The organism is Mycolicibacterium sp. Y3 (assembly GCF_051188035.1).
GTDB lineage: Bacteria > Actinomycetota > Actinomycetes > Mycobacteriales > Mycobacteriaceae > Mycobacterium > Mycobacterium fluoranthenivorans.
In genome coordinates this window covers 706,499-732,747 of sequence record NZ_JAVQLT010000001.1, presented here as the reverse complement: position 1 = coordinate 732,747, position 26,249 = coordinate 706,499, and the positions used below count along the sequence as shown (strand labels likewise).

General features: G+C 64.8%; 25 protein-coding genes. 10 read left to right on the top strand and 15 right to left on the bottom strand.

From position 1 onward, the window contains the following. The first annotated feature begins 3 nt into the window (after positions 1-3). Complete coding sequence (locus tag QN239_RS03565) at positions 4-1,386, top strand: aspartate aminotransferase family protein (protein WP_499008208.1); 1,383 nt, start codon at positions 4-6, stop codon at positions 1,384-1,386. A 5-nt stretch (positions 1,387-1,391) separates the two neighbouring features. Here the strand turns inward: QN239_RS03565 and QN239_RS03560 are convergent, their stop codons facing one another. Continuing rightward, on the bottom strand, positions 1,392-1,862 hold the full coding sequence (locus QN239_RS03560) for an acyl-CoA thioesterase (protein WP_499008207.1): 471 nt from the start codon (positions 1,860-1,862) through the stop codon (positions 1,392-1,394). A 36-nt stretch (positions 1,863-1,898) separates the two neighbouring features. Here QN239_RS03560 and QN239_RS03555 point away from each other — a divergent pair, with 36 nt between their 5' ends. Together QN239_RS03555 and lipE are read left to right on the top strand one after the other, a co-directional pair. After that, on the top strand, positions 1,899-2,375 hold the full coding sequence (locus QN239_RS03555) for a peroxynitrite isomerase (protein WP_499008206.1): 477 nt from the start codon (positions 1,899-1,901) through the stop codon (positions 2,373-2,375). Positions 2,376-2,383: 8 nt separating this feature from the next. Beyond that, a complete protein-coding gene (gene lipE, locus QN239_RS03550; protein WP_499016552.1) occupies positions 2,384-3,622 on the top strand; it encodes a lipase LipE in 1,239 nt (412 codons plus the stop codon). Here the strand turns inward: lipE and QN239_RS03545 are convergent. Next, positions 3,612-4,031, bottom strand: a complete 420-nt coding sequence (locus tag QN239_RS03545) for an SRPBCC family protein (protein WP_167155145.1) — start codon at positions 4,029-4,031, stop codon at positions 3,612-3,614. The two genes, lipE and QN239_RS03545, sit on opposite strands and share 11 nt — an antisense overlap. 69 nt (positions 4,032-4,100) lie before the next feature. On the opposite strand from QN239_RS03545, the gene QN239_RS03540 reads away from it, so the two are divergent. The 4 genes from QN239_RS03540 to QN239_RS03525 all read left to right on the top strand — a co-directional run bounded on the left by QN239_RS03540 (position 4,101) and on the right by QN239_RS03525 (position 9,069). Continuing rightward, positions 4,101-5,294: an acyl-CoA dehydrogenase family protein gene (locus QN239_RS03540; RefSeq protein WP_499008205.1), complete on the top strand. Its 1,194-nt coding sequence runs from the start codon at positions 4,101-4,103 to the stop codon at positions 5,292-5,294. Further along, positions 5,287-6,420 carry an acyl-CoA dehydrogenase family protein gene (locus QN239_RS03535; protein WP_499008204.1) on the top strand — a complete coding sequence of 378 codons (1,134 nt, stop codon included), beginning with the start codon at positions 5,287-5,289 and terminating at the stop codon, positions 6,418-6,420. The genes QN239_RS03540 and QN239_RS03535 overlap by 8 nt, the downstream gene beginning before the upstream one ends. A 108-nt stretch (positions 6,421-6,528) precedes the next feature. Next, positions 6,529-7,617: an HNH endonuclease signature motif containing protein gene (locus tag QN239_RS03530; RefSeq protein WP_499008203.1), complete on the top strand. Its 1,089-nt coding sequence runs from the start codon at positions 6,529-6,531 to the stop codon at positions 7,615-7,617. Positions 7,618-7,629: 12 nt separating this feature from the next. Next, a complete protein-coding gene (locus tag QN239_RS03525; protein ID WP_499008202.1) occupies positions 7,630-9,069 on the top strand; it encodes a recombinase family protein in 1,440 nt (479 codons plus the stop codon). Positions 9,070-9,433: 364 nt separating this feature from the next. On the opposite strand, the gene QN239_RS03520 is transcribed toward QN239_RS03525, so the two are convergent. The 9 genes from QN239_RS03520 to QN239_RS03480 all read right to left on the bottom strand — a co-directional run bounded on the left by QN239_RS03520 (position 9,434) and on the right by QN239_RS03480 (position 20,473). Continuing rightward, positions 9,434-10,336 (bottom strand): leucine-rich repeat domain-containing protein, encoded by a 903-nt coding sequence (locus QN239_RS03520; RefSeq protein WP_499008201.1) that lies wholly within the window; start codon positions 10,334-10,336, stop codon positions 9,434-9,436. Between the two features lie 112 nt (positions 10,337-10,448). Further along, complete coding sequence (locus tag QN239_RS03515) at positions 10,449-12,419, bottom strand: HNH endonuclease (protein WP_499008200.1); 1,971 nt, start codon at positions 12,417-12,419, stop codon at positions 10,449-10,451. 449 nt (positions 12,420-12,868) lie between these two features. Further along, positions 12,869-13,330, bottom strand: a complete 462-nt coding sequence (locus tag QN239_RS03510) for a hypothetical protein (protein ID WP_499008199.1) — start codon at positions 13,328-13,330, stop codon at positions 12,869-12,871. Between the two features lie 306 nt (positions 13,331-13,636). Further along, positions 13,637-14,374, bottom strand: coding sequence for a hypothetical protein (locus QN239_RS03505; protein WP_499008198.1), 738 nt, complete (start codon positions 14,372-14,374; stop codon positions 13,637-13,639). 121 nt (positions 14,375-14,495) lie between these two features. Then, a complete protein-coding gene (locus QN239_RS03500) occupies positions 14,496-15,335 on the bottom strand; it encodes a DpnII family type II restriction endonuclease (protein ID WP_499008197.1) in 840 nt (279 codons plus the stop codon). Beyond that, positions 15,332-16,375 (bottom strand): DNA adenine methylase, encoded by a 1,044-nt coding sequence (locus QN239_RS03495; RefSeq protein ID WP_499008196.1) that lies wholly within the window; start codon positions 16,373-16,375, stop codon positions 15,332-15,334. The genes QN239_RS03500 and QN239_RS03495 overlap by 4 nt, the downstream gene beginning before the upstream one ends. Before the next feature lie 580 nt (positions 16,376-16,955). Beyond that, positions 16,956-18,533 (bottom strand): replication initiator, encoded by a 1,578-nt coding sequence (locus QN239_RS03490; protein ID WP_499016550.1) that lies wholly within the window; start codon positions 18,531-18,533, stop codon positions 16,956-16,958. 14 nt (positions 18,534-18,547) lie between these two features. Beyond that, complete coding sequence (locus QN239_RS03485) at positions 18,548-20,002, bottom strand: FtsK/SpoIIIE domain-containing protein (protein ID WP_499016548.1); 1,455 nt, start codon at positions 20,000-20,002, stop codon at positions 18,548-18,550. A 114-nt stretch (positions 20,003-20,116) separates the two neighbouring features. Then, entirely contained in the window at positions 20,117-20,473 is a 357-nt protein-coding gene (locus QN239_RS03480) for a hypothetical protein (protein WP_499008195.1), read from the bottom strand. Between the two features lie 255 nt (positions 20,474-20,728). Here QN239_RS03480 and QN239_RS03475 point away from each other — a divergent pair, with 255 nt between their 5' ends. Both QN239_RS03475 and QN239_RS03470 read left to right on the top strand, forming a co-directional pair. Then, positions 20,729-21,532, top strand: a complete 804-nt coding sequence (locus QN239_RS03475) for a helix-turn-helix domain-containing protein (RefSeq protein ID WP_499016547.1) — start codon at positions 20,729-20,731, stop codon at positions 21,530-21,532. Positions 21,533-21,545: 13 nt separating this feature from the next. Next, positions 21,546-22,016, top strand: a complete 471-nt coding sequence (locus QN239_RS03470) for an NUDIX hydrolase (protein ID WP_499008194.1) — start codon at positions 21,546-21,548, stop codon at positions 22,014-22,016. Positions 22,017-22,022: 6 nt separating this feature from the next. Here QN239_RS03470 and QN239_RS03465 read toward each other — a convergent pair whose 3' ends face one another. The 3 genes from QN239_RS03465 to QN239_RS03455 all read right to left on the bottom strand — a co-directional run bounded on the left by QN239_RS03465 (position 22,023) and on the right by QN239_RS03455 (position 24,324). Next, positions 22,023-22,559: an HD domain-containing protein gene (locus QN239_RS03465; protein WP_499008193.1), complete on the bottom strand. Its 537-nt coding sequence runs from the start codon at positions 22,557-22,559 to the stop codon at positions 22,023-22,025. Between the two features lie 63 nt (positions 22,560-22,622). Next, positions 22,623-23,093 (bottom strand): DNA gyrase subunit B, encoded by a 471-nt coding sequence (locus QN239_RS03460; protein ID WP_499008192.1) that lies wholly within the window; start codon positions 23,091-23,093, stop codon positions 22,623-22,625. A gap of 580 nt (positions 23,094-23,673) precedes the next feature. Then, positions 23,674-24,324, bottom strand: coding sequence for a hypothetical protein (locus tag QN239_RS03455; RefSeq protein ID WP_499008191.1), 651 nt, complete (start codon positions 24,322-24,324; stop codon positions 23,674-23,676). A 329-nt stretch (positions 24,325-24,653) separates the two neighbouring features. Between QN239_RS03455 and QN239_RS03450 the strand changes: the two genes are divergently transcribed. Then, positions 24,654-24,968, top strand: coding sequence for a hypothetical protein (locus QN239_RS03450; RefSeq protein ID WP_499008190.1), 315 nt, complete (start codon positions 24,654-24,656; stop codon positions 24,966-24,968). Between the two features lie 7 nt (positions 24,969-24,975). Here QN239_RS03450 and QN239_RS03445 read toward each other — a convergent pair whose 3' ends face one another. After that, the gene (locus tag QN239_RS03445) at positions 24,976-26,196 is read right to left on the bottom strand and encodes a CaiB/BaiF CoA transferase family protein (RefSeq protein WP_499008189.1); all 1,221 of its coding nucleotides are present in this window, start codon (positions 26,194-26,196) and stop codon (positions 24,976-24,978) included. Positions 26,197-26,249 lie beyond the last annotated feature (53 nt).

The following is a 26,249-nucleotide window of genomic DNA, read 5'->3' as shown; positions in this document are numbered from 1 at the left end:
ACCATGACTGTCACCGAAGAGACCGCCGCGCTGCCCAATGGGCTCACCGTCGAGGACGCCCGCGCCGAAGCCGCCCGTGCTTACGAGCTGGACCGCAAGCATGTGTTCCACTCCTGGTCGGCCCAGGCCGAGATCGCCCCGATGACGATCACCGCGTCGCAGGGGTCCTACGTCTGGGACGGCGAGGGCAACCGGCTGCTGGACTTCTCCAGCCAGCTGGTGAACACCAACATCGGCCATCAGCATCCGAAAGTGGTTGCCGCCATTGCCGAACAGGCCGCCAAGCTCTGTACGGTCGCACCGCAGCACGCCAACGCGGCCCGCTCGGAGGCGGCCCGGCTGATCGCCGAGCGCACCCCCGGTGAGCTCGACAAGATCTTCTTCACCAACGGTGGAGCCGACGCCGTCGAGCATGCGGTGCGGATGGCCCGGTTGCACACCGGCCGCTACAAGGTGCTCTCCCGGTACCGCGCCTATCACGGCGGCACGGAGACGGCGATCAACCTCACCGGCGATCCGCGCCGCTGGCCCAATGACCACGGCAACGCCGGGGTGGTGCACTTCTTCGGCCCGTTCCTGTACCGCTCGCAGTTCCATGCCACCACCGAGGCCGAGGAGTCACAGCGGGCGCTGGCCTATCTGGAACAGCTGATCGCACTGGAGGGCCCGTCCACCATCGCCGCGATCATCCTGGAGTCGATCCCGGGTACCGCGGGCATCATGGTGCCCCCGCCGGGATACATCGCCGGGGTGCGCAAGCTCTGCGACCGCCACGGCATCGTGTTCATCGCCGACGAGGTGATGGCCGGCTTCGGGCGCAGCGGAAAGTGGTTCTCCATCAACCACTTCGACGTGGTGCCGGACTTGCTGACCTTCGCCAAGGGGGTCAACTCCGGTTACGTCCCGCTCGGTGGTGTGGCGATCAGCCCAGCCATCTACGAGACGTTCGCACATCGGCCCTACCCGGGTGGGTTGACCTACTCGGGTCATCCGCTGGCCACCGCGGCGGCCGTGGCGACCATCAACGCGATGGCCGACGAGGGCATGGTCGAGAACGCGGCCCGAATCGGCGCCGAGGTCATCGGCCCCGGCCTGGCCGAGCTCGCCGCCAAGCACCGCAGCGTCGGTGAGGTGCGGGGCGCCGGGGTGTTCTGGGCCGTCGAATTGGTCGCCGACCAGCAGACCCGCGAGCCGCTGGCGCCCTACGGGGGTTCCAGCCCGGCGATGAATGCCGTGATCGCGGCCTGCAAGGCCGGTGGCCTGCTGCCGTTCGCGAACTTCAACCGCATCCACGTCGTGCCGCCGTGCAACGTCTCCGAGGACGAGGTGCGCGAGGGTCTGGCGATCCTGGACAACGCTCTGGACGTGGCCGACGCCGCACTGTAGTCGGGTCAGCGAAACAGGTACGTCCCCAATTGCTCTCGAGTCTGTTCGGGGATCGGGGTCGGGCCGTCGTCGCCTAGCAGCACCAACACGGTGTCGCACAGGCCGACACAGTTCTCACCGACGAACAACGCGGTGGACGATACGAACGACGTCCTGCCGATACGCCCGATGCCGAGGCCGGTGTCGATGGTCACCGGCCAGTGCACCTCCGACAGGAAGTGCACCACGTTGGTGGCCGTCACCAGCCGGACAGTGCGCGCCTCGGGCTGATAGATGCCAGGAAAGATGCGCGCGTTGAACTCGGCTCGTGCGCTTTCGTGCAGCGCCTCGAGCGCCAGGTTGTTCAGGTGTCCGTTCGCGTCCATGTCTCCGTATCTCGCGATCGCCAGACCGGTCACGGGGTAGAGCGCCTTGGACAGGCGAGCGGGGTGAGGGCGTGCCACGTCGCCCACCAGGGCTGCGTTGTCGGTGTTCACCCAGGCATTAGAACACCACGCCGTAGGCTGGCAAGCGTGCCCGACCTTCACCCCGATATCGCTGTTCTGGCTCCGCTGCTCGGCACCTGGGTCGGCCCCGGGGCGGGTGAATACCCCACCATCGCGCCGTTCACGTATCTGGAGACCGTGACGTTCGGCCATATCGGCAAACCGTTCCTGTCCTACTCGCAGCGCACCAAGGCCGCCGATGACGGCCGGCCCCTGCACGTCGAATCCGGCTATGTCCGCGTACCCGAGCCGGGCCGGGTGGAGTTTCTGCTGGCGCATCCGACCGGCATCGTGGAGGTCCTGGAAGGCACGCTCGCCACGCACCCGCTGCGAATCGACGTCACCGCGACGACCATCGGCCGCTCCGCATCGGCCAAAGAGGTGACCGCGCTGGCCCGTTCGTTCCGGTGCCACGGTGACGAATTGACCTACACGGTGCAGATGGGTGCGGTGGGCCAACCACTGCAGCACCATCTGTCGGCAACTCTGCGGAGGCAGTCATGAGCACGACGATGAAACCCGAAGGCCGGATCCGGGTGTCCAGTGACCTGGAAGAGATCACCGATCGCGCGCCCGAGGACCACAGCGATATCGATTCCCAAGCGGTGGAACGCATCTGGGACAACGCCAGGTACTGGTATCAGGCCGGGATGCAGCCGGCCATCCAGGTGTGCGTGCGGCACCGGGGCAAGGTGGTGCTCAACCGCGCCATCGGCCACGCCTGGGGTAACGGCCCGGCCGATCCCGTTGACGCCGAACGAATTCCGGTCCGCACCGATACCCCGTTCTGCGTCTATTCGGCCGCCAAGGCGATCACCGTCACCGTCGCACACATGCTCGTCGAACGGGGCAGCTTCGCGCTGGAGGACCGGGTGTGCGACTACCTGCCCGGCTACACCAGCCATGGCAAGGACCGCACCACCATCCGGCACGTCCTCACCCACAGCGCCGGAATCCCGTTCGCCACCGGGCCGAAACCGGATCTGCGGCGGATGGACGACAGTGCGTATGCCCGCGAGATGCTGAGCCAGATGAAGCCCGTCTACCGGCCCGGCCTGGTGCACATCTACCACGGCTTGACGTGGGGTCCGCTGATGCGCGAGATCATCTCGGCGGCCACCGGACGCAGCATCCGCGACATCCTGCACGACGAGATCCTGGCGCCGCTGCGTTTCAGGTGGACCAATTACGGTGTGGCCGCCCACGATGTTGCGCTGGTGGCGCCGAGCCATGTGACCGGCAAGCCGCTTCCCGCACCGATCGCCAAGGCATTCAAGCTCGCGATCGGCGGAACGCCGCAGCAGATCATCCCGCTCTCGAACACTCCCGAGTTCCTCACCGGCGTCGTCCCGTCGTCGAACACCGTCTCCACCGCCGACGAACTGTCCCGGTTCGCCGAGATCCTGCGCCGCGGTGGCGAACTCGACGGGGTGCGCGTGCTGGCCCCGGAGACACTCCAGGGCGCGACCCGACAAGCGCGCCGCCTGCGCCCCGATCTCGCGGTCGGCGGGGCGCCGATGCGTTGGGGTACCGGCTACATGCTCGGGTCCAAGCGATTCGGCCCCTTCGGGCGGGACGCGGCGGGGGCGTTCGGGCACACCGGGCTGACCGATATCGCGGTATGGGCCGACCCGGACCGCGCCCTGTCGGTGGCCGTCGTGAGCAGTGGAAAACCCAGCGGTCACCCCGAAGCCAAACGCTATCCAGCACTGCTGGACAGCATCAACCGCGAGTTCCCGGTCAGGCCTTAGCGGCGGCCCGCACCAGCAGCCGCAGCAGCACCTGCCCGATCCCCGCCAGCGGGATCTTCACGAGCGGGAATGACGCCGTGGAGCCGATGGTGTAGTCGATCCGCGTGCCCGTACCCGACGGTGTAAGCCGCACCTCGCCGGTGTAGCCGGGGAACGGCGTGCCCGACAGCGCCTTGTAGCCGAACACGTGCGGTGCGTCGAAAGTGGTGACTTCCTCGACGATATCCGGCCCCGGCCCGGGGGTCTTGATCTGACGGACGGCGCCCACACCGTTGGCCTCCGGGGTGCCCGGCCGGCCCAGGCTGACCTTGATGCCCGGCGCCCAGGACTCCATTCCCACGTGATCGGTCAGGGTGGCCCACACCGTGTCGATGGGCGTGGCGACGGTTGCGCTTGAGGTGACCTGCATGGCCTCATCCTGCCCCAGCGTGCGCGACCCGCATAAGTGACGGCCGTCACGCCTGCCTATGGTGAGGTGATGAGCGCGAAAGCCGATGCGGACCGGGTCGCCGAACTGGCCCGCCGGGTCATCGCCGAACACGATCCGACTCAGGTCCCGATTCCGGAGTACCTCACCGCCTGCTACGACGCCGGCCTGTCCTGGGTGCACTTCCCGGAGGGCCTCGGCGGCCTCGGGGTGTCGCGCGGGTTGCAGGCCGTCGCCGACGGCATCCTGCAGGGCGCGGGCGGACCGATACCGCTGAGCCTGAATCCCATGGGCTACGGCATGGCCGCGCCCACCATCCGCGAGCATGCGCAGTCCGAGGAGCTGAAGCGGTCGTGGTTGCGGCCATTGGCGGCGACCGAGGACATCTGGTGTCAGCTGTTCTCCGAGCCCGGCGCCGGATCCGATCTGGCCGGCCTGGCCACCTCCGCCGTCCTCGACGGTGACGAATGGGTGGTCAACGGTCAGAAGGTGTGGACGTCGCTGGCGCACCGGGCCAGGTGGGGTCTGCTGCTGGCCCGGTCGAATCCCGATGTGGCCAAACACAAAGGGCTCACCTACTTCGTGCTGGACATGCACGGGCCGGGCGTCGAGACACGGCCGCTGCGCCAGCTGACGGGCCAGGCCGAGTTCAACGAGGTCTACCTCACCGACGCCCGGATCCCCGATGCCCACCGGCTCGGCGACGTGGGTAACGGCTGGAACGTGGCGATGACGACGCTGATGAACGAGCGCAGCGCCCTCGGTGGCAGCGGGAGCCGGCGCGGCGCGGGCACCATCGCCGACGCCGTTGCGTTGTGGGCGACGCGACCCGATCTGCGCACGCCGGTACTGCGGGACCGGCTGACCCAGCTGTGGTTGCGCTCCGAAGCGCAGCGGCTGACCGCGCAGCGCTCGCGGGCCACCGCGACCGTCGGCGGCCCCGGTCCGGAGGGGTCCATCGGCAAACTGGTGGGTGCCGAACTGAATCAGCACATCTATCAATGGTGCATGGATCTGCTTGGCGCCGAAGGGATCCTGTACCACGGCTACGGACTGCACGACAGCGACGATCCCGAGGATTGGCGCGGGCCCGTCCAGCAGCGGTTCCTGCGCAGTAAAGCCAACACCATCGAGGGCGGGACGTCCGAGGTGATGCGCAACATCCTGGCCGAGCAGATCCTCGGCCTGCCCGGTGATCTGCGGGCCGATGCCGGCATGCCCTGGAAGGAGATCCCCCGTGGCTGAGTTCGAGTTCAGTTCCGAACAGATCCAATTGCGTGCTGCCGTACGAAAATTCAGTGCCGACAACTTCGGCGAGCAGGCCGCCCGTACCCAGATGGAATCCGAACCGCGGTTCGACCGGAAGGCCTGGCAGCGCCTCGGGTCCGAGTTGGGGGTGCTCGGCCTTTCGGTGCCCGAATCCGACGGTGGAGCCGGCGGCACCCTTGTCGATCAGGCGATCGCGGTGGAGGAACTGGGCGCCACACTCGCGACCGGTCCGTTCTTCGGCACCGTGTACCTGGCCATCCCCGCACTGGTGGCCGCCGAACCCGGCGCGGCCCGCGACGAATTGCTCGGTGCGCTGGTGGAAGGTACCCGCACGGCGGCCTTCGCCGTCGGCGACCGCGCCGGCGCCTTCGATCCCGACGCTGTCACGGTCACCGGGACCGACACCCTGACCGGCCGCATCGACCGGGTGGTCGATGGCGACGCCGACGAACTGCTGGTCGCGGCAACGGGTTCGGAGGGTGTGGCGTTGTATGCCGTGGCCGCCGATGGCGTCCATCGCGAACCGCTGATCACGCTCGATCTCACCCGGCCGCAGGCGACCGTCACCCTCACCGATGCGCCGGCCCGGCTGATCGCGGGACCGGACACCGCACCGCGCGTCATCACGCACGCCCTGCAGGCCGGGTCGGCGCTGCTGGCCGCCGAGCAGGTCGGCGCCGCGCAGCATCTGCTCGACCTCTCGGTCGAGTACGCCAAATCCCGGCTGCAGTTCGGCCGGCCGATCGGCTCGTTCCAGGCGGTGAAGCACCGCCTCGCGGAAGGTCTCGTCGACCTCGAACATGCCCGCTCGGCCACCTATCACGCGGTGTGGGCGTTGACCGACGGATCCGATGACCCCGCGCTGGCAGTCAGCATCGCCCAGGCCCTGGCGTCGGCGACGCTCGCCCGCATCGCCACCGACACCATCCAGGTGCACGGCGGTATCGGGTTCACCTGGGAACACCAGGCGCACCTGTACTTCAAGCGGGCCGTCACCGACGCCGCGTTGCTCGGCAGTGCCGAAGCGCATCGGAACCGGGTGGCGGAGCTGGTTCTCGATACCGCGGTCGTGGACAAGGCACCCCGGGTCGCGACGGGCTGAGGGGGTTGCCTCGACGGTGAGTGGGGCTAATTTCTAGCCTCCCTAAGCGTCGAGGCCGGCCACCTCGGTGCCGGCCGGTTGTCATACCCCCTAACTAATGTAGAACACATGTTCGAAGCATTGTTGGAGCGATCCGCAGCGGGGGAAGCACTGGACCGGATGACGGCGGCCGTGCGCGCGGAGAACGCCGCGGGAGCGCGACGGCTGGAGGCGATCGCCGATCTCTATGAGATCCGCGCCCCAGGTGCGGACGTGGAGCGGCTGAACTGGGCGATCGACGGGTACGCCGGCCTCGCCGCCGAGGTGGCGGTCGGGTTGGGGATCTCCCGATCCCGGGCGGATGCCCAGCTCAGGGTGGCAATCGCGCTCCGCGACCGGTTACCGGCCGTGGCGACGGTCTATCTGTCCGGGGAGCTGGACTACCGGTTGGTCACCACGGTGATCAACCGCACCGACCTGGTCGACGATCCGGACCGGTTGGCCGTGATCGACAGCCAGATCGCCGCCAAGCTGCTCGAATGGATGCGACTGTCGGGGCCGGTGCAGGAGCAGCGCATCGACGAGGTCGTTGCCCGCAGCGATCCTGCAGGAGTCCGCACTCCGGGCCCGGTGCGGGATAAGCGGCGCGTCGATGTGGCGCCCGCGCCGGGCGGCATGTCCGATGTCTGGGCCCGCGTCGAGGCCGCCGCAGGTGCCGCGTTCGACACCCTGCTCGACACGATGGCCGACAGCGTCTGTGCCGATGACCCTCGCACCAAACACCAACGCCGCTCCGATGCGATCCTCGCGATCGGGCTGGGCACCGCGCTGGCGTGCGAATGCGGCAATGACGACTGCCCGGCCGCCGACCCCGGCCGCCCCGCCACCGCGGGCCGATTCGTGATCCACGTGATCGCTACCCCGGCCACCCTCACCGCCGATCCGCACGCCCCGGGATACCTGCCCGGGCATGGCGTACTCCCCGCCGATCAGGTCACGGCTCTGGTGCGCGCGGGCGCCGCGGTCAAGGACATCCCCGTCCCGGCACCCGAGGCCGAACCCGGCTACCGGCCCTCCACCGCGTTGGCGCAGTTCGTCCGGACCCGTGACCTGACCTGTCGGTTCCCCGGCTGCGCCGTGCGCGCCGAATACTGCGATGTCGACCACACCGTGCCGTGGCCGGGTGGTCCGACGCACCCGTCAAAGCTTAGATGCTAGTAAACTACCCTCATGGCATCGAGGAAAAGCGCTGGTCAGCGGGTCGGGGTATGTTCGGCGGCGATCTATGCCCGAATTTCTGCTGATGTAGAGGGCACCGGGTTGGGAGTGGCTCGTCAGTTGGAGGATTGCCGCAGGCTGGCCGCCGATCGGGGGTGGCCAGTCGGGGATGAGTACGTGGACAACGATGTGTCGGCGTTTTCGGGTAAACGTCGCCGCGAGTATGAACGCATGCTGGCTGATCTGGCCTCCGGCGCCCGGGATGCGGTGATCGTCTATAACTTGGACAGACTGCATCGGCGCCCCGCTGAATTGGAGGACTTCGTCACGCTTTGTGAACGGGCCGGGGTGTCGCAGGTAGCGACGGTGACCGCCGATATCGATCTGGGTAACGACGATGGGTTGTTCATGGCCCGGATCTTCGCGGCGTTCGCCGCCAAAGAGTCGGGGCGCAAATCAGCGCGTATCCGTCGCAAGATGTTGCAGAACGCCGAGCAGGGATTGCCGCACGGCTCGGTGCGCCCGTTCGGCTATGAGGGCGACAAGACTACCCTGCGCGATGCCGAAGCCAAGGTCGTTCGCGAGATGGTCGATCGGTACCTGGCCGGGGCATCGATTCGGTCGTTGACGATTTGGCTGGACGACACTGGTGTCGCCCCGGCGGTGGCGACATCCTGGCAGACCTCGGCAGTGCGTCAAATCTTGACTTCTGGGCGGATCGCCGGGTTGCGCGAACATCACGGCGAAGTGATCGGGCCTGCGGCATGGCCTGCGATCATCACCCCGGCCGAACGCGACCGAATTCTTGCCCGCATGGCCACCCGCTCACTGACCAAGACCCGCGCGCCGCGCACCTATCTGTTGTCTGGCATGTTGCGCTGTGGTCGGTGCGGCAATCGGCTATTTTCCCAAGCCCGCCAACGTAATCCGGATAACCGGGTCCGCCGCTATGTCTGTTTGAGCGGGCCAGACCATGGTGGGTGCGGGCGATTGACCGTCGTCGCCGAACCCGTCGAACACCTGCTCACCGAGGCGGTGCTGACCCGCCTTGACTCACCGCATCTTGCCGATGTGCTCGCGGGCAAAGCCACTTTGGATACTGACGTCGCGGCGTTATCAGCCCAACTCGACACCGACACCACACGATTGGATGAGTTGGCAGCCCTATACGCCGCCGGAACGGTGACCGCGAGGGAATGGATCGCCGCACGCGACCCTATCACCACCCGGATCAATCAGACCCGCCGCGATATCGCCGCCGCCACCGACAGCAATGCCGCCAGCGAACTGGCAGGGACGGGGCATCTGCTGCGCCACCAATGGGAAAACTTGGGTATCGACCGCCAGCAAGCCATCATCAAATCAGTGCTCGACCACTCCGTGATCGCGCCGGGTACACCGGGTTCACGCAGCCTCGACATCAATCGCGTCCAACCTCACTGGCGGGTCTAGGACTGATTCAGGCGGACCAACCTCTCCAAAGGACTGCGGACGTCGAAGAACTGGCTGAGCAGTCTGTGTTCCAACGCGCGGAGTTGCTCGAGGTCATCAAGCACTGACGGCAATGCAGATGATTGTCCGTCACCATGCCCGTTTCCCGCAACCAGAATGAGCAGGAACGACCAAATCACGGCACTGCCTGCGCCACGTGCCGACTCATTGCCCACCGGCGTCGGAGATTCGGGACAATCGCTGTGAGACTAGAAGCGAGACGCTCCTAAGTCACCCCGGCCTGGGACAACGACCGAGGGACTGGTCGCCGGTGGTCTGTCTCACTTCTTTTACCAAACGAGACACCGCGCTAAGACGCTTAGGGTTACTGATCCCAGAAGGGGCGTCGACCTTGAGCGATCCAGGTCTTCCAAGTGTCTTCCCAAGCTTGTGGATCGATGTTGGCCAGGTTGGTGACTGTGAGCTCGGTCAGGTTGGGGGCCGTCAAGACCGGACGGGTGTCGGAGAGCTGTTTGAGGTCGTCTATGACGAGTTCGGTGAGCTCGGTCAACTCTGACATGTTGGGCAAACTAGCGACTTCCTTGAGGTGGTACAGCCGAAGTGCACGCAGCGAGGTGAGGTGCGATATCGGACTGAGGTCGGCGAGTCCACTAACTTTGAAAAACGCCAACGTTTCCAGCGCGGTGTCGGCAACGGCACTGATATCGGTGATGCTGCCGAGGTTCATCGTGAACGAACGCAGGCTGCGGGGAAGGAAGTCCAAGCCTGGCAGTTTTCGGGCGGAGCCCAGGCTCAATGTAGTGAGATTCGGCAACGACTCGAGAGCGCTCAGGTCCCGAGTCTGCCCGTCTAGCATCAGGTATTCCAGCTTGTCCAACTCACCGACCACCTGCACAGACATCCGCGTGGGCGATTTGTAGATTCGGAGCTCGGTACATGCGTCGAGATGGCGCAGTCCATCTAGTGATTTCAGGTAGAACATGTCGCATGTGAACCGTTTCAGCTTCGGAAAGAACCGGAGAAATTCCAGATCCGTGATCTCGCGTTCCACTGACGGCTCCTCGCTCCAACTCGCAGGTCCCAGCTGCATGGCGAACAACTTCTTGTCCGGGTAATCCGCGATGAAGTCGGAGAGAGTTTGAAAGTCAGCATCAGTTAGAGGTTCCTCGAACGAAACTCCAGGTGACTCCGCTGGGAGCGGCGCCAGCATGTCGGGTGTCAACGGCGAAGCGACGCTGCGGAATGCGTTCGGGTTCTCGATTTGCACTGTGTGAGACTTTCAAGGTCGGTCGGGGACGGCATCGCGCGCCACGGGGGACAAAGTCATGTGGGGCCCTACCTCTAGCCCTGAGTTCGCACGGATTTCTTCTTACACGTACTTACTTCGGGCGCGGGTGGTTGACCTTGCTCTTTTTCTTCTTAGGCTTCTTCTTCTGCCCGCTCTTCTTGCCGCTTGCGTTGTCTCCGGCGTGTGATGTGGTGCCGTCGCCGTTTGACTGCCTAGCCTGATCGATCGCGTTGTCACGGTGTTGGTCGGCGCGTGACCGAGCTTGTTGTTGCGCTTGCTCGTTCCGCTCGGCAGCTTGAGGTCGGATGTTCGGCGAGCGGATCACACCATCAGCTGGCTCACCACCATTCTCCCGAATGAATCTTTGGATGTTCCGCGTTGATCTTCTCCCGGCTTCCTCCTGGGCAGCTGCCCATTCTTCGGGCGTCTTCGCACTTTTTCCGGCCGGGCCGTTACAGCCGATGCAGAGGATTTTGGTGTCTTCGCCATTCTTGCCGCCGGTACCGCCGGCAGACTTTGGAGTCTGATCGTGATCGAACTGGGCACGGTTGGGCGGGATCTTGTCCCCCGTCTCCAATGTGCCCTCCTGGCGATACACCCGCTGCCCACACGCCGGGTTCTCACAGTAAAGATTCCTGTCGGGGTTGCGCGCCACTCGATCCTCGGTGACAAGATCTTTCACTTTCGGTGAAATCGTTCCGCCCGTGGGCTTGGGCGCGACACCTGGAACCGGGAGATCAGGCCCCGGTGGCGCGTTCGGTGCTTTGGGGGTGTCGACGCCGGGCAGGGGTGGTTTGGCTGCGGCCGGTGCCCCAGCGATGTCGTTGGCCAGTTGCGTGGGCGGGGTGGGGGCCTCGGTGGCGGTGTCGATGACCTTTCTGGCGGTGTTGGCGAGGTCATCGGCGTGGGTGGCCAGTTCTTCGGTGGCCTTTTCGGCGACCTCTTTGACCGCGGCCTTCGCCGCGCCTTGTGGGGTGACCATCGACGCCACCCCCAGTACCGTGGACCAGGTACCCAGGGCTTGGTTGTCGGGCATCGCCGCGGCGGCGATGTCGACCCCTGCTGAGGCGAGGTTGACCGCGGAGCTGGCGATCATCGCCGCCCCAGCCGGCCCGCCGACCCCGGTCAGTGCGAGAGCGACCCCGCCGACCAGGACCGCGGATTGCAAGGGGTTGTTCTTCACGAACGTCCCGACCGCGGTGGCACCGGCCACCGTGGCCGAGGCGGCGGTAGTGACCGCATCCCCTACTGCGCTGGCAGCGCTGCTGATGGTGGAGGTGATCGAATCGAACAATCCGGTCGGCAGCGGTGCCCCACCCACACCACCCACATGCAGCGGCGGGTCCACATAGACCGGCCATGCGGTGTCGGGGCGGGGATCGATCACCTCGGCCAGGGCATACAACTGCGGCGCGACCTTCTTGACCACATACGATGCAGGCACCAAACGACCTGTGGCGTCACGGGTTTCCGCCGGGGCGAACATGCCGACGGTCTCGGCGGTCGGGGTGGCCCGGTTGATGGTCAAGTAGCCGTTGGTGTGGGCCAGCATCACCGTATCGGCGGGGGTGCGCACGAAGGTGGTGACCATCCGCACCCCAGCAGCGGTGTTGATGCGGGCCACCGTGCGGGTCCCGGTGGCGGTGTTCTCGGCCAGCATGTCGAACCCGGCACCGGTATCGGGGTAGACCACCTGCCCACCGGAGGTGTGCTGGGCAGCACCCAAACCACCCGGGAGCACCACCTGCACCGGCCCTGCCGCAGTGTTCGAGGTCAACCCGGCAACAGGGTCGGTCGGCAAGCCCGCCGCACGCTGCCCCGGGCTCAGCGCAGGCTCGGCCGCAACGGCCACCGTCGTGGATCCACTGAATGCGGCCAACGCGGCATCGGCGAATCCTTGAGCCAGCGACACCGACCCCGCACCGGCACCGGGCCGGTCACGGTCAGAAAGCCAGTGCACCCCGCCCACGGTGAGCGCCACCGTGACGATCAACGCGAAGCTGACCTGCCACCACCGAGCGACACTCCACCACGACCGGTCACCCGGCAGAAAATCCCCCACGACCCCAACCCCCTACATCGACAACCACCGCCCGCCAGCTACGACGGGCATCTGCAAGGTGTAGTCGGGAACCAACCCCAAAACCGAACGCCAGCCAGGCGGTGATCTAGCCCACAGCAACACATCCCTGCCGATTGGCGGTGCGATCGTCAGCGGATGCCAACCCAGAAAGCAGAGCCATAAGCAGCGGGAACACAAGACGCATTTACCTGACTCAGCCGTCATCACCGCACGTCAAGCAACATTTCATGCACTAGCCCGACGAACCTCGACCCACCGCCCCGGCCCCTCGATCGAGCAACAACCACAACGGCCACCAAACGACACAAGAAATGAGCCGTCCAACTTCTTTACAAACGAGACACGGGAAACGAACACGGGATGCCTCTGAGGATTGAGGATCTTGCGGTCCAGAGTGGACCGCAGCCGCAGCCGTTCCGCCTCTGTGGTCACGTCGGCGGTATGAGTACGTTGATGTCGGTGGGTCCGGAGATCGGGTACTCATCTGGTTGACCTGTCTTGGCGGTCTGGACAAGCTTTTGAGTGAAGATCTGAAGGTGGACGACACCTGGGCCGAGGTTCAGTTGTTGTTCCTCAGGAGGCGCGCCCAGATCTGAGCCGACAGCGAGTATTCCGGTGGTAAGTTCCAGCTCCCCATCGAAGACTTGTTCGCCAAGACCCGTAGAGTTCGTTCCCCGGTAGACCCGAATGCGAACGAGCCGCTCGGCATCATCGGATTCATCCGGGCTCAAGGTGTACACATCGATCGCATGCGCCGTGGCCCAACACCAGGTATCGGTCTTAGCCCCCTCAGGGACGCCTGCCTGATCGAGGGTCTCAAGATCCTCGATGCTCACATAACTGCCCCATGGGAACACCTCGACGTCGAGCAGCATCTCGTTGTCAGTCATCGATCTAACCTCCACCTGACGGGATATTGCGCTCGGGTTGATGTTTGGGCGAGTGTATGGCCAGGAGCCGAGTCGCTGTGCGCCTCATTTCATGATGGCTTTTTGTGGTTTACCCGCCTAGACCGCAGCCCCCAAGCTCTCGCCGCCAAACGTGCCACCGCCGCCCAACCACGACCTCACCGACACTGACCGGCACGGACGCCGCCAACCAACACCGCAGGCATTGCCGTTGTCTGTTCGGCGATCGCTATCGAGAAACCCATCGGCCCCGTGCAGAAAACCTCACGTGCCCCACGGGGGTTGAGGTTAGGCGTCATCGTCATCGTCGGCGCTGACGAACAAGGTGATCCAGTCGTCCACCACGTCCCAGAGCGTCATCTTTCCCCATGACAGATCGCTCAACAATCCAGCTCCAGCGGTCCATACGGCGTTGTCTTGCTGGTCCTTATTGATGAAAATAAACCCGCCGGCACCGTCCGTGTAGAACATGATCAGGTTGCGCGCTAGAGGCGGATTTGCCGGTGGGTTTGCAATGTATTTGAGCACGCTATCCCCGATCAAGGACTGCCAGTCAATGAGGCGGCGTGATCGGTACAGTCCTGCTGGTTCGCCCTCGATGTGATCGAGAAGACCATCATGGATTTTGGTGTAGAAGGTCTGGACCGAGTCCGGTAGCTCGGCAACCAGGGCAGGAGGCGTCGTGGTGGGCGGGTAGCCGAACAGGTAGATCGGGTCCTCATCGGGCACGGTGAAGACGTACATGACGGCGATCCCGTGATAGCTCTCCGATACGATCCGCGAGAGCGAGCTGTGGCCATAGTCCGTTAGGGACTGCCCGAAGCGAGGAAGAAGGCCTGGAAGCGCTGGGTCCCATTGCGCGAGAATCAGTTCCGTCGATTGGGCGGCGTCCAGTTCGGCAAGTTGCGACCACCACTCAGGAACCGTCTGCGCCTCCTCATCACTGAGAGGATTGTCTGCGGTCACCGGCTCGATGCCGATCCGCAGGTATTCGGCGGCATCGGCCGTGAGATCAGCTCTGTCCATGGTTGCCCCTTCGGCGTGCGGGTTAGTGACCGCGCTCAAGCCAGTGTCGAAGACGACGCGTCGCCGTGCGCTGATTACTTGTAGCAGCGTGCGAAGAACGCGACGCCGCCTCAACTTGTGATCAGATCAGACCGCGCAGGCGGGCTGCGTTCTCCAGGTCGGTGCGGAACTGGTCCAGCGCAGAGACGGTGTAGAGGCCGTCGATGTCGTTGGTGGTCCAGAGGTCATGGATGCGGCGGAGGTCGGCCTTGCGTGACTTCCAGCCAATGCCATCCACAACGGCCATGACGAACTGCGTTGGTTTGCGTACAGCGGCCATTTTTGCGATCTCTTCGTAGGCCGCGGTCAGCTTGCTTCCAGTCGAGTCAAATCCTTTGGCAGCCACCATGATGACAGCGTGGGCGGAGTCGGGGATGACCAAGTCCGCAGGGCCGGTCTGGTCGCCGCGGCCCACAAAACGTGTTCTTGTCGCGTACGGTAGCTTAAGTTCATTCGCGATGTCTTCGATCATGTCCTCGATCGAGCGGCCAGCAGCGGTGGCCCTGGTGGCCGTCACCCGGGTTCCCGCGCGGGCAATCAGAACATCGGCCAAGCCGTAGTTGCGACCGGCTTGCTTATTGAGCATCTCGATGACGTCAAATCTGTCCGTGAGGAACGCGATCAACTCATCAGGCTTGTCGCGGGCCAACGTGATCGCGCCGCTGGTGCCCAACCCGTCCTTGAGCGCCATAAGCAGCTTCTCCTGCGACAGTCCCACCACCAGGCCCAGCACTTGCGCCCACCGCGGATGCTCGTTCGCCCACTGTGCCAGGGACTGGCCAGTGACGGGGGTGATGGCCTGAAGGCTCTCGACCGCGGCACGAATGCCCTGCGTCTGCGGTGTCGGCGTAGTCGGGTCGACGTGCGGGGTCATGGCACCTAGCGCATCGAGGTACTGCTCGAAGGAAACTGGTGTGCTCACTCGTCTCGCCCGATGAACAGGTATTCGCTCACATCGCGGCGGGTTGCCGCGGCGTGAGTGCCGAAGCTGTACTTGTGGTCGATGGCGATGGTTTCCACGTGAGGTTTGACCTTGCCGAGCAAATCGAGGATCCGTGTGGCGTCGGGAATCGCGTTCGACGAGTACGACAGAACGATCGCGCCGGCGTCGCTGAAATGCTCGAACGTCCGGCTCAGCGCGTCCTCGATAGTCCTCTTATAGGCAAACGGCGTGAAACGCTTCTCCAACTTCTTGGTCTTGGTGTTCTCCATGATGGTGACCCCGCGCCAGTACACGCTGAGCCCCTCAAGAAAGTGGTACCGCTTGATGTAGTCGTTGTCATCGCGCGGCGGCGCGTACGGCGGGTCTAGATACACCAAGTCTGGTGCTGTCTCCGGGATATCAAAGACGTCCCCGCAGCGTGCACTGCTGCGCAGACCATTGCTGAACACGATGCGGTTGTAGTCAGCCACGCGCTCACGAAAGTGCTCACGCAAAGAGATACGCAAATCGCGGCGGCCATCGGCATAGAGCGTCGAATCAGTAAAGGTGAACACCCCGCGGGGCTGCTTACGTGCGGCCGACAACACCAGAGCAGAGATCGCCAGATCGCGCCGGTAGCCGCTCAGCCGATCGATGTGTGACCACGCCGAATCCAAGAATTGACGATCCTCCGCTGTGAAGTACAAGCCTTCGAATCGCCGTTGGATGAAGTCGCGATCATCAGCCGCAGGCCCACAGATCTCATCGACCAGCTCAGTTTCCAGGTGCACCGAAGAATTGGCCACCGACGCTCGGGCGATCACCGTAGGGAAGGTCAAGAAGTCGTTGGACGTGACCTGGTAACCCTGCGCCTTGAGCAAGTACGACACCACTCCCGAGCCGGAGAACGCGTCGACAGCAGTCGTACCGCCAAGCTCGGCGAAGACGCGCTCCAAATGGGGCAAGAGACGGTACTTCGACCCCATGTAACGAATCCGAGGAAACGCCTGCGCACGTGCGACAACTGATGCAGACGTCATATCACTCACCACACCCGTAAGACTCCCATACCTACCTCGAAGACCCTGGAAGGAGTTGTGGGTGAGCCGCGCAAACCGCGTTAAGACTGCCCAACCCAATATCGCTAGTGACGTTGTTCATCTGCGCGTAGGCCCCTCAGCGGCAGATCCAGGATCGCATTGGGCCGCCATGCGCCAACGCCAATCAGATTGTCGACGCCCACGCAGCGATCACCAGTGCATCGTTCAGCGGCGGCGTGGGCGCGTGATCGTCGGTGCGTGGTGCGGTCCGTTCGTGTATCCATGTACGCACTCGCTGTGCCAAGGCGGCCTCGGGCCATGCTAGGCAATCGCTGTCAACTCCGGTTGCGACACGGGCTCGCCGTCGTGGCGGGCTGGTGATCGTTGTCGACGCCTGTTGGGGGCACGCTGTTGGGTCCTGGCGGGCGGCCAGTTTCCCAGGTGCACGGCGACCGCTGCCAGGGTGGCGGGGTCGGTGATCGTGACCGCGACGTTCTGGCGTTGACAGGACTGGGTGAGCCAGTCAGTGAATTCGTCGCGACTGTAGGGTCTGGCACCGCGGTAGGTCGATACGGACGGGTTAGCCATCAGGGCCCAGCGAGTGGCTGAGTGTGAGGTGTTGTCCGTCGCGGGCGCTGTGTCGGCGCTGGATGCGGGCCAGTGCGGCGCTGGTGACCAGGGTGCGATCCCCGAGTGTACTCAGCCCGCCACGATCGAATGCCCACGACAGGTCGCTACCGGCGTGCGCACCGGGATCGGCGGTGATGGAGTCCGTGGCCCAATCATGCTGGGGCGCTGTCTGGTTGGCGTGGGGGTGGCGGGCAGTCCAGTGAGCGCGGTGAGCGCGTAGGGCTCCCATGGTGGTGGAGTAGCGGCGGGATTTGGTGGTGATGTGTCCGCGGTAGCCCAGGGTGTGCAGCCACCGCCCGATCCCGCCCATGGTGGTGTCGTCGTGGTCGGCCAGGCCTGAGATGGTGGTAAGGATGGCGTGCACATGCGCGGTCACGTCGAGGTCGGTGATGGCCGCAACGGAGAGCCGCCGGGCGCTGATCCCGAAATCGGACAGCGATTTGGTCACGTATTTGGCGAGGTATCGCGCGATGCTGCGCGCCGACAGTGGCCGCCCGGCGACCGCCGCCCTTTCAGGTGCGTCGCGGCGCGCTCGTGATGCGGTGATCGGCTGGGCGTCGATCTGGGTTCCGAACCCGATCATCGGCGACACGGCGTTGTCGGCAGGGCTGTGGTCAGCGATGGTGGCGGGCACGCGCACCGTGCGGGCCACCGTGTGCATCAGGGCGGCCAGCTCCACGGCGGTCATCGGTGACTGCCAGCAAGGGGGACCGTCGTCGGTGTCGGTGTCGGTGTCGGTGTCGGTGTCGGTGGTGGGATCGAGGCGGATCAGGGCGTGGATGTGAGGGATGGCGCGGGCTTGCAGTTCCACCACTTTGACGAAACTGATCCGCACACTGTCGGGGTTGGCACCAGCCGCGCGCAGGTGTGTACGCACACGGCGACGCAGCGCAATGGTGAAACGCCGCCACAGCTCAGGCAGTTGCCAGGTGAACAGCACGTGCCCGCGGTAGTCATAGCAGTCCCCGCACAACGGTTGGCCCACCAAGTGGTCGCCATCGTCGTGGATGGTACTGCACCACAAGGGTTTCCCGTGCCGACACCGCTTGTACCCGTTGAGACCTTGGTGGTCGCGGCACCGGTCCCGGCGGGCGCCGTCACGGCTGCCTGTGGCCCGGTGTACCGGTCCGTAACTTGGCGCGGTCAAGGTGAGAAACACTTGCGGATGATCAGCCACCGCAGCCGGGACACCGTGATGCCCACCCGCGGCTCCGGCATGCACGAGCTGCCAGATGTCGCGGGCATACAGGTCCGAGCACGACGGACACACCTGAGCGCGCCGGTTGTTACACCGCGTCCACACCAGCCCTTGCCGGCCTAACGTGTCGGTCCCGACCAGCTGGATGGGTTGGGCACAGAATCCGACCGATTCGGCACGCCGCCACCACGATTCAAAGCCACGACCGCGGGCGCGGCGCACCATCTGTTCCACTACCGCGCCCCAGTCGGCATCGGCAGGTGCCCCTGGCAGTGCCACCGCACCCGTTCCGGTCGCCACGGTGCCGGTCAGGTTGGCAGCACCCGTCATCATGTGTCCGGCGGTCATGACCGGTTGCCATCGGTGTGCGCGCTGGCGCCGCCCGTGCCCGCAGTCGGGCCGGGGCCCTGGGTGCCCGCCGCCCGGGAAGCCGGGAAAGTGGCGGCCATGCGGGTGATGTCGTCATCGGTGACGTGGTAGGCCCGCACCCGGGTGGGTTGGGCGGTGCCGTCGACCATCACATAGCCGACTCCGGGGGTCGTGTCGGCGATCTGGTCGCATACGGCCCCGGCGTCGCGTGCCCCTTGTCCCAGGACCATCGCGGTTTGCGATGCTTCAGTGAGGCGTAGCCCGATGCGGACGGTGAACAGCTGCCGCACCGGCAAGGTGTCTTTGGACGGGTCCTGCACCGCCGCTACCACCGAAATCCCGACCGCGCGGCCCTGGGACAGCAGCAGCCCCAATAGCTGTTCAATTTCGGTGCGGATCTTGCGGTCGGTCACATACGCGGTTAGCGCGGCGATTTCATCGATGACCACCACATACAGCGGGGCGGCCGGGGTGGCGATGTGCAGGCGAGTGTGCCCGCGCAGCCGATTGGCCCGGGTCTGCAACAGCGCCACCAGGGCGCGCAGCAGCGCCACGGTGTGCTCGGCGTTGTCGTGGGTGAACGCCGAGAACATGGGTGCGCCCGCGCCCAGCTCCATCCCGCCTTTGGGGTCGATCACACACAGCCTGACCCGGCCGGTGGCCACCTCGGGCCCCAGCGCGGCGATGAGCGACCACAACACCGATCCTTTGCCCGCCCCGGTGGCCCCCGCGACGAGCACGTGATGGCCCCACACCGGAAGCCGCCACGGCGCCCCGGTTTCGGTGACCCCGACCGGCAGACCCGCCAGGTCCACTGCCTCCCCGGGGTGCGCCGTCGGCAGGCCTACCGGCTCGGCGAGGCCATCGGTGCGGATCACGCTGACGCGTAGGCGTCCCGGTGCCAGTGTGGTGAAGGTGACCCGTTGTGCCCGCCACGTGGTGGCCAGCGCCTCGGACTGCTTGTTCCAGTTGGTCATCGACTGGCCGGTCACCACGGACACCTCCAGCACATCAATGTGGGCACCGATGCTGATCGCATACAGAACGGGCACGATTTCGCGCCCGCCATGGGTGGCGGTCAACCCGTGTAACGCACAGACTTTCGACCAGGAGCGCTCATAGCGTGACCAGCGCAGAAAGTAATGGGATGGCGGGTCAATCACCCAGGCCTGTAAGGAATCCTCATCAAGGAACCCCCACAACGTAAATACCGCTACGAACCCGGCCGCGGTGAACAGTGCCGCGTGCGGGCCTCGCCAGCACCCCATCGCCAGGCTGAGAGCGGCTGGGGTCCCGATCAGCGGGAACCGTATCGCCCACCACAGCAGGTGGCCCACCCCGGTCAGCAGCGCCCCGATCAGGTCGCCGAACCAATCATCCTGCACCACAGGGGTACTATCGCGATTGTTGTTGCTTGATGCACTGGGCATGTTGGTGGTGTCCTTCCAGAAGATGACGGGCATGCTGGCGACCACCGATCCCCTGCCGCCGGGCGTCGACAAGCACCGCCTCAGCGCGCGGCGACAGGGGATCGTTGGTCGCGGTCAGGAACGATCAACCGGCCCAGCAGGTTTCGTCGCTGAAGTGCTACCCCCAGTCGCCGACGCGGCGGTGATCGCGTCCGCGCGGTAGGCGACCCCCGAGCGGTCGTTTTGGCTCCACGGCACTGCCACAAGGTTGGTCAGCGTGACATGCTGGCCCACAACGATGTTCGGATCTCCCGGCACCGTCACCATCAGCACCTCACCGCCGGAGTCATCCAGCGCCAGCAACTGCACGGCGAACTGCGGCAAGCCGGTGGCCTTGTCGATCCGCGGCTGGCCGGTATCGAAGTTCGTTCGCGGCTCTGCAGCGCGCGTTCCGACGAACTGCACGCCCTGGGTGTCGATTTTGAGTTTCATGTCGGTGTTGTCCCTTTGTGTCGGATCACGCCCGGTCGGACGCTCACGACCCACTTCATCGGGGCATTGCGGACATCGCTATGGACATCGACAGACATTTCGGACACAACCAGGGACATTTTTCGGACGTTGCGAGCGGCGCTGGCCAACCCATGGGTAGTTAGCTGTTGCTACGGCCCCGCCGTGAGGTATGAGAAAATCTGTCCCGCGCCCTGACGAGGGGGCGAACTGATACGCACGAGGGGGAACGGGGTGCTGGACACGGGTGACGCCGAGCGCACCGCTGTTCCCAACGCCGCCCTCGAAAAGGCCATGGACGCCAAGCGGATGTCACCGCGCAAGTTAGCGACCCACGCCGACGTGGAGGAGAAGACGGTTCGACGGTGGTTAGCCAACGTTGATATCAAAGTGCGCGAGGACAACGCGCAACGAGCTGCGTCCGCTCTGGGCTGCACACCGCGGGATTTGTGGCCGGCTCAATTTGCGAATCAGCAGCCTACGCAAGCCACGACCAGCCCCGCCCCGTCCCGCGCCACCTTGTTCAGCAGCCGCACCCAGATACCGGTGACGGTGTGGCAAAACCATTTCCTCGGCGCTCAGGAATCGATCGACATCCTGGTCCTCGCGGCGACCTTCCTGTTCGACACCCTTGATGGCTTCACCGACGCTCTCGTTGAGGCGACCGCGCGGGGCGCGGTCGTCCGATTCCTCGTAGGTGACCCCGATGCCGATAGCCTCGCGCTTCGCGGGCACGAGGAACAAATCGGCGATGCCGTCACCGCACGGTCACGCACCAGCGTCGAGCTGCTACGGCCCTACGCTGGCACACCAGGTTTACAGATACGCACCCACCAGACAACGCTTTACACGTCCATCTTCCGGGTCGACGCCAACATGATCGTCAACTTCCACGTCTACGGCTCCCCAGGACGAGACAACCCCGTACTGCTGCTGTCCCGCAATGAAGACCCCCGGCTCTGGGCCACCTTCGACCGGGCATTCACCCGCGTCTGGGACAGCGCCCGGCCCATGGATAGCTCACCACAGCCCGCACAGTAGGAAGGCCATCGCCATGTCACGCACGGACTACTACAACGATCCCAACGCCCCGCACCCCAATAGCGTCGTCCCGTCCGCTTCCGCGATCGTCACCGACGAGCACGGCCGCATCCTGCTGGTCAAAAGACGCGACAACACCCTCTGGGCGCTCCCCGGTGGCGGACACGACATCGGGGAGACGATCGAACACACCGCCGTCCGAGAAGTGAAAGAAGAAACCGGCCTCGATGTGGAGATCACCGGACTGGTCGGCGTCTACACCAACCCACACCACGTCGTAGCATTCACCAATGGCGAAGTTCGCCAACAGTTTTCACTGTGCTTCACCACGCGGCTTCTCGGTGGGCGCCTGGCCATCGATCACGAAAGCACCGACATCGCATGGACAGATCCCGCCGACCTCGACACCCTCGACATGCACCCTTCTATGCGGCTACGTATCGATCACTACCTCAACGCGCCACCCACGCCCTACCTCGGATAAAGGCGGCTACGACCACGACCGCACCCGCCCCACCGCCGCCAGCAACTCACCGCGCACCTCATCCACGGCACGGTGCACCGGATCAGCAGGCCCATACCGCCTCAAAACCTCATCCAAACGATCCTCTGCGCTGACCACCGACCCGTCCGGCCCCGTCGTCAGATCACAGAACGTCAACGCATCGAGCACGTCACCGGCGGGCTCACCGAATTCGGCCAGCCCGCTGATCCCGCGCTGGCCCGCTTCGGCAGCCGCACCGCTGTGAAATGCCACCAACGACGCCACCACGTCGGGGAATCCCTGCGATCGGACGAACCGGGCCCCGTCAAGGGGATGGAATCCCGTCACCCGCACCGAAGGGGCGTAACCAATATCGTGAAGCCACGCAGCGGCCACCAAGGCATCGCCAGTCGCCGTATCGAAATGCCCCCGCACACTTTCGGCGGCCCCAGCCACACCCTCAACATGGCCCCACCGGCGCAGCAACCCGCCAAGGTGCACCTGCGCCAACCGGCGCGCACGATCGATCAAGGCTCCGCTCACGCCAGCCAGCGTAGCGGCGACACCCCCGTAGAGCACACCTCTGCAGTACAGAGCGATAGGCCGCTACCAGACGATCAGCTTCGGGTAAGCCAACCAGACCTGCGCCAACGTGAGAGCACCGAACGGCGTCACCGCAAACGGCATCACATCGGCGGCCGCGCCCGCGATGCCAGCGTCAAATTGCGGCGAGGTGACAAACAACCACGAACTCCGGGCCTGCGCGGCAGCTGCCAGAACGAACGTTGTCCCGTCCGCGCACGTACCGGTCAAGTGACGACGATCCCTGAGCCCCCCACCTTCAGTACAGACCCATCCCCACATCTGCCACAAGACTGCCAAACGATCAACGATGTAGCCGGGATCCCATTTGTCCTCGGTATGGAACTCATACAGCAGGCTAAAACGCACCCCGCCACAAAACAGCGTCGGTTCCTCACCGTCCACCCAACCCGCCCACTCGGTACCCACTTGAACCCGCGGAAGATGCAAAAGCAGCCGATTGTGATCAGGAAGATCGCGCAAAGAATCAGCCATCTGCTTGACCAAACGCCCGCCCACAGATCCGCCCACAACCGTTCCCTCCTGACCACCACTCGACACTTTCAACCACCACCCTCACCTCGTGTTCATTAAGGCCAGCACCTACCGCTTCACAGACCGAGCCCTTACAACAACCCGCCGACCTTGCCCTGCCGGCTCCCCCAAAAAATGCCGATGACAGCCCCACAACCCATATCCATCAACAGACCCGAACATCCCGAGCAAGCGCGGACGGCTACCGTCCGCTGGCGCTCCCGTCCGCCGCCCCCGCAACACCGGACCACCAAACAAGCCCTGTGAGAACTTTCTTTACTGGTATCCAGGAGCTGTATGTCCGCCCCCACCATACACACATAACTGAATGACATGTCACTATCGCACCATTGGTGGCCTCACTCGACATGATCACGCCCCGTTCCGCACCAGGACACCACCAGCACGAAAAAGCACGAATCAACAAGCGAAAACACCATATTCGCTGATATTCGCCCCGACCCCAAGAGCCGTGCCCGACCGGGATAACAGAGTGTTGCGCACCACCTGCGCAACACTCTGCGTCACCTGTGACGCTCAGTCACGACCTTTGCTCGCGGCTAAGCGTCGCGCCGGTGCGGGGTGTGGTGGCGCGTTTGGCGGCGACGGCTTGCGGGCTGCGATCAAGACGGGTAGCCGCGTCCTGAATCTCTATTGATTCGTCAAGGGCGATGGCCACCTCATCGTCGGTCCAGGGCCGGTTTCGGGGCGCCTGAGCAGGATCATGGCGATCCCGATGCTTGCGACGGATCGCATCCACCGCCGATGCCGTGCGCCCCAACACCAACGCCGCTTCCATGGCGGTCATGGACAGATCGCAGGCAATCTCGACATCCTCCTCGGTGACGGGTTCTCCCGCCCGAATCGCTTTGGGTGCGGTGATTTCGGCGACCGTGATGCTGCGGGCCCGCCGGATTCCGTTGCGCCGATCCGGCTGCCCAGCATGATGTACTGCAGTGCGGGCCGCTTTACGCACCTTGGCCTCCAGCGGCCGTTGTGCCGCCCAGGCCCGCTCATGCGCACGCTGAGCGTCGACACACGGCTGGCAACGACAACCATAAGTACGCCACGCATACGCCGTGCCGTGCTTCCCCTCAGGGACCGGCAGACGACGCAAACGCTCCTTGGCGCGCATCGCGCGGATCGTGCCCTCAGTACGCCCCAACTGCTGGGCGGCCTGCTTCGGGGGCACCGACACATCCAAAGCAACAGCCCGCTCAGCAGCAGAAAACGCTCTACGCCCCACAACACCAAAACCCTAATACCGATACCTGCGCGCCACCCACCACCATTGGGACGGCGATGCCACTTGGATCGACTCCGAGGACGCTCCAGGTGCGATGACCTGACGAGTTCCCACAGAAAGAGTCATCACCTTGGCGGAAACCTTCAGATCACCGCCCAAACTTATGGGGGGTATTTTTACAACTTGTAACAAACCTGAAGTGCCTGTGCCGTTTTCATCATCTGCTGAAAACCTTCCACGACGGATGGACCGACACCCAGTACCCCGACGGCACCGTGGCCTGGCGCACCCCCACCGGCCAGGTGCACACCACCACCCCCGAAGGCGCGCACTGGTTCCCGGCCCTGGCCACGCCCACCGGAACACCCGATATCCACACCGCCGCGCCGCCGAACTCGCTACGCGGACTGAAAATGCCCCGGCGCAGACAGACTCGCACCGCCGAACACACCCAACGTGTCACCCACGAACGCGGGACCAACCTCGAGCGCCTCAACCAACGACAGGCCGAACGACGCCTGTTGGCGTGGCAGCTCGAAGACCACCTCTACGAACAAGCCGCACTCGATGACACACCGATCCCGTTCTGAGAGCGGCTCAGGCTATCGCGCCGGCGTCCTTGAGCTCCTCGATGCGGTCCCACTCCAGCCCGATTTCCATCAACACCAGTTCGGTGTGCTCGGAGGCCTGCGGGGCACGGGTGGTCTGCACCGGTTCATGATTGAACTGCACCGGCCCACGCACCACCTTGAACGGTTTCCCGTCCGCACCTTCGACCTCGACGATCATGTCGTTGGCGATCGCCTGCTCGTCGGTGCCCAGATCCACCAGGCTCTGGAACGGCGCCCACTGGCCTTTCATCGTCTTGAGATGCCGGCGCCAGTACTCGAACGGCTTGTTGCGGATTGCTTCAGCGATGAGTTCCACACCGGCTTCGGCATTCTCGATCAAAGGCAGCACGTCGGAGAATCGCGGATCATCGGCGAGTTCGGGCAGGCCCAGGTGTGCGAAGGTGTCGCGGATATAGCCGGTGGGGCTGACGATGCACAGATTGATGGTGCCGCCGTCAGAGGTCTGGTAGTTGGCCATGAATGGATTGACCGATGCGGTGGCGCCCGGCATCAGCGAGCGCATCGTCTCCCCGGTCTCCATGCCCTGGGTGACGCTGGCGCCCGCGGCCCACCACGCGGTACTCAACAGCGAGACGTCGATCTCCAGGGCCTCCCCGGTGCGTTCCCGGTGAAACAGTGCCGCCGAGATCCCGCCGGCGATGTTCATCCCGCCGATCGAGTCGCCGAAGGCCGGAATACCTTGGGGCAGAGCACCTCCGAGCCCCTCCGGAGTCAGTGCGTGTCCGACACCGCTACGGGTCCAGAAGGCAGTGCCGTCGAATCCACCGATCAGCCGCTCGGGGCCTTTGTCGCCGTAGGCGCTCCCGCGGGCATAGATGATGTTCGGATTCGCCGAGCGAATGTGTTCGACGTCGAACTTGTTCTTCTGCCTGGCCTGCGGCAGGTAGTTGGTCAGGAATACGTCGGCGGTCTTGGCGATCTCGTAGAGCACCTCCTGGCCGCCGGGCGTGGAGACGTCGATGCCGACGCTGCGTTTACCGCGGTTGGGATGTTCGATCAGCGGGTGCCGGTCGGGGTCCAGCGCGAAGCCGCCCATGTTGACGAAACCACGCTGAGTGTCGCCCCGAACTGGATGTTCGACCTTGATGACGTCGGCACCCCAGTCCGCGAGGATCGCCCCCGCCGCGGGGACGAACGTGAACTGCGCGACCTCCAGGACGCGTACGCCCTCCATGACCTTGCTCATCCGGGACCCTTTCCGCCGATCCACTGGCGACCGTACCGTATTCACGACGGTAT

Excerpts from the sequence above, each read along its gene's own strand:
- QN239_RS03565 (WP_499008208.1), top strand. The coding sequence starts at position 4 with ATGACTGTCACCGAAGAGACCGCCGCGCTGCCCAATGGGCTCACCGTC.
- lipE (WP_499016552.1), top strand. The coding sequence starts at position 2,384 with ATGAAACCCGAAGGCCGGATCCGGGTGTCCAGTGACCTGGAAGAGATC.
- QN239_RS03545 (WP_167155145.1), bottom strand. The coding sequence starts at position 4,031 with ATGCAGGTCACCTCAAGCGCAACCGTCGCCACGCCCATCGACACGGTG.
- QN239_RS03540 (WP_499008205.1), top strand. The coding sequence starts at position 4,101 with ATGAGCGCGAAAGCCGATGCGGACCGGGTCGCCGAACTGGCCCGCCGG.
- QN239_RS03530 (WP_499008203.1), top strand. The coding sequence starts at position 6,529 with ATGTTCGAAGCATTGTTGGAGCGATCCGCAGCGGGGGAAGCACTGGAC.
- QN239_RS03525 (WP_499008202.1), top strand. The coding sequence starts at position 7,630 with ATGGCATCGAGGAAAAGCGCTGGTCAGCGGGTCGGGGTATGTTCGGCG.
- QN239_RS03510 (WP_499008199.1), bottom strand. The coding sequence starts at position 13,330 with ATGACTGACAACGAGATGCTGCTCGACGTCGAGGTGTTCCCATGGGGC.
- QN239_RS03505 (WP_499008198.1), bottom strand. The coding sequence starts at position 14,374 with ATGGACAGAGCTGATCTCACGGCCGATGCCGCCGAATACCTGCGGATC.
- QN239_RS03495 (WP_499008196.1), bottom strand. The coding sequence starts at position 16,375 with ATGACGTCTGCATCAGTTGTCGCACGTGCGCAGGCGTTTCCTCGGATT.
- QN239_RS03490 (WP_499016550.1), bottom strand. The coding sequence starts at position 18,533 with ATGACGGGTGCTGCCAACCTGACCGGCACCGTGGCGACCGGAACGGGT.
- QN239_RS03485 (WP_499016548.1), bottom strand. The coding sequence starts at position 20,002 with ATGCCCAGTGCATCAAGCAACAACAATCGCGATAGTACCCCTGTGGTG.
- QN239_RS03480 (WP_499008195.1), bottom strand. The coding sequence starts at position 20,473 with ATGAAACTCAAAATCGACACCCAGGGCGTGCAGTTCGTCGGAACGCGC.
- QN239_RS03470 (WP_499008194.1), top strand. The coding sequence starts at position 21,546 with ATGTCACGCACGGACTACTACAACGATCCCAACGCCCCGCACCCCAAT.
- QN239_RS03460 (WP_499008192.1), bottom strand. The coding sequence starts at position 23,093 with ATGGCTGATTCTTTGCGCGATCTTCCTGATCACAATCGGCTGCTTTTG.
- QN239_RS03445 (WP_499008189.1), bottom strand. The coding sequence starts at position 26,196 with ATGAGCAAGGTCATGGAGGGCGTACGCGTCCTGGAGGTCGCGCAGTTC.